Below are 2,433 nucleotides of genomic sequence, written 5' to 3' on the forward strand. Positions count from 1 at the left end.
TCCACGCCGCGCCCAGGAAGACAAGACGGGCATCCGAGGTGGCGGGCGCGCGAGCGCCTCACCGGTCCCAGTCTTGCTTCCTTTGCCCCGCCAAACAAGATCAAATGGCTTTCGGGATGATTCGGAAACTCCTCTGAGCTGCTAGAACGTCAATCCATACGCTCACTGGAAGCCGTATTGGCCGCGTCCTGCCGCTCCTGGCGACCGGCCCGGCCGCCTCGGCCCGAACGCGGTTGTGTCGGCCGCCCCGCCCATCTCAACCTGCTGGGCGCGGATTCGGCCCCGTTCCGGATCGGCCCGCAGCCCGGTCGCGTCAACCGTCCAGCATGTTCGACGCCGCCGGGATCGGCCGCCGACGCTCTGGGCCAGGGCCTGAACCCGGCGTCGGCGACGTCGGGAAAGGGCCCGTTTTCCGGACCGGCCGGCCCCCTTCTCAAACAGATCGCTCACCATGTCGTCTTATCCGCCGGGTTCCGCCTTGCTTTCTCCCTCACGGATGAGGCGTTATCCACTGAGGTCACCACAATGTTCAGCGGAGAATGTTAGTTATTCACCGAGCCGGAGCGAGTGCCGGCATCAAGGTCCCGCGCTGCCCGCCATCGACGTCCAGGACCGATGGGCCCACCGTTCCGTACGTCGGCTTCGCTGTCGGTCTCGGTGGTGGGTCGTTGACGCGGCCGTCGTCATCTTGGCCCCGGACTCCCGAAGCCGCGACGAGCCGCAAAGTAGGCGGGCCGGTCCAGCTCAGCGAGGGTTTCCCGGGGCCGAGTTCCGGCGGCTTGTCCCGGGTCGGCGTGGGGGACCGGATTGGCGGGGCGATCGGAGTCAGCGCCGTGAAGTCGTGGTCCTGTCCGGTCAGCCTCCTACTTGCGGCTTCGGGAGCCCTGGGCCGTGTCGGCCCGTCCGGCGCCCCGGGGACGCGCCTAGGGTGGCGGTCATGGACTGGTCGCTGCTGACCTGCGCCTTCACCGGCCACCGCACCTACGCCCCCGACGAACCCGAACTGCGCGAACGTCTGCGTACGGCGACGGCGGCGGGTGAGGCGTGGCGCTGCCTGCGCTGTGCCGACTTCACCGTGGGACCCGCCCAGGGTGGCGGCCCCGCCGACCTGGCGCCGGACGTGAGCCGGGGCGACCACCTGCGCGACATCGTCGTGCTGCGCTTCTTCGCCGTCGAGCGCCTGTTCAGAACGGTCCTGCTGCTCCTGGCGGCGTACGCGGTCTGGCGCTTCAGGGGAAATCGGGAGCCGCTCCAGCAGATCTTCCAGCGGGAACTGCCGATCCTCGGCCAGGCCGGCCTCGACGTCCAGCACTCCCGTGTCCTGTCCTGGATCCAGGACGCGCTCGGCGCCAGCGAGACGACCCTGCGCTGGATCACCGTCGCACTGGTCGCCTACGCCGCGGTCGAGCTGGTCGAGGCGGTGGGGCTGTGGCTGCTCAAACGGTGGGGGGAGTACTTCGCGTTCGTCGCGACCGGCGTCTTCCTCCCCCTGGAGATCCACGAACTCACCCAGCGGGTCACCCCGCTACGGCTGGGCGCCCTCCTGGTCAACCTGGCCCTGCTCGGCTACCTCGTCTGGACGAAACGGCTGTTCGGGCTGCGGGGCGGCCGGGCCGCCTACGAGGCCGAACGCAGAAACGACTCCCTCGTCGAGATCGAACGCGCCGCCATGAACGACGGACCCTAGGTGCGTCTCTCGGCCTACGACGTCGAGGCGGCACCGGCCTGGTGATCCTTCTCTTGAGGCCGGAGCTGCGTGGTCATGACGTCGAGGAGGGCCTTGATGTCGCTTTCGCGGTAGCGGCGCTGCCTGCTGGGTGTCCGCACCGAGGGGATCTTCCCGGTCAACGCCCACCGGTTGACGGTCTTGGGGTCCACGCCGAAGATCCTGGCGACCTCGCCGGGGGTGAGGAGCCGTTCGGTGGTGCCGGGCCCGGTGGAGAAGGTGCCGTCCGGGGCTACGGCCTTGAGCGGTGACATGGGGCTCTCCTTCAGTAACGACTGCGGTGCAGGATCTCGTCGTGCCAGGCCAGCGCCTCGGCCAGCCGACACAGGGTCGTACGGCCCAGCACACCCGGGCCCCGGCCTTTCGCCGGTCGAGCCGCAACGGTTCGTACCGGATGGCCCACCATGTGGGGAGGCCGGGCAGGTCATGTTGTTCGTACCGCCAGGCGGGGTGGGTGCTGAGGAGCAGGCTGATCAGCCGTCGTTCGTCGCCGGTCATGGTCGTCCTGATTCGGAGGGCGTCGTTTCGGGTCGGGGTCCCGATCGTTCGGGTCAGCGGAGTCCCTGTGGGGAGGGGGCGGGTGCCCGGCCCCGAGCCGGGGAGCACAGGCCGGGCACCCTGGAGGAGGACCGGCCCCAGGACACAGGGCCGGTGCGCCAGACGGCTCCCCTTCCCCAGCACGCCCGGAACGTGCACGGAAACCGCCT

Annotated in this window: 3 protein-coding genes; 1 reads left to right on the top strand and 2 read right to left on the bottom strand. The window is 69.5% G+C overall.

The features are described from left to right. The first annotated feature begins 937 nt into the window (after positions 1–937). The gene (locus tag ACFOYY_RS40715) at positions 938–1,687 is read left to right on the top strand and encodes a DUF2127 domain-containing protein (protein ID WP_362783656.1); all 750 of its coding nucleotides are present in this window, start codon (positions 938–940) and stop codon (positions 1,685–1,687) included. Between the two features lie 14 nt (positions 1,688–1,701). On the opposite strand, the gene ACFOYY_RS40720 is transcribed toward ACFOYY_RS40715, so the two are convergent. Together ACFOYY_RS40720 and ACFOYY_RS40725 are read right to left on the bottom strand one after the other, a co-directional pair. Then, entirely contained in the window at positions 1,702–1,980 is a 279-nt protein-coding gene (locus ACFOYY_RS40720; protein ID WP_386196809.1) for a BldC family transcriptional regulator, read from the bottom strand. 11 nt (positions 1,981–1,991) lie between these two features. After that, positions 1,992–2,132: a hypothetical protein gene (locus tag ACFOYY_RS40725; protein ID WP_386196811.1), complete on the bottom strand. Its 141-nt coding sequence runs from the start codon at positions 2,130–2,132 to the stop codon at positions 1,992–1,994. Positions 2,133–2,433 lie beyond the last annotated feature (301 nt).

Origin of the sequence: Streptosporangium jomthongense (assembly GCF_042650425.1) — a bacterium.
In the GTDB taxonomy this organism is placed as follows: Bacteria; Actinomycetota; Actinomycetes; order Streptosporangiales; family Streptosporangiaceae; genus Streptosporangium.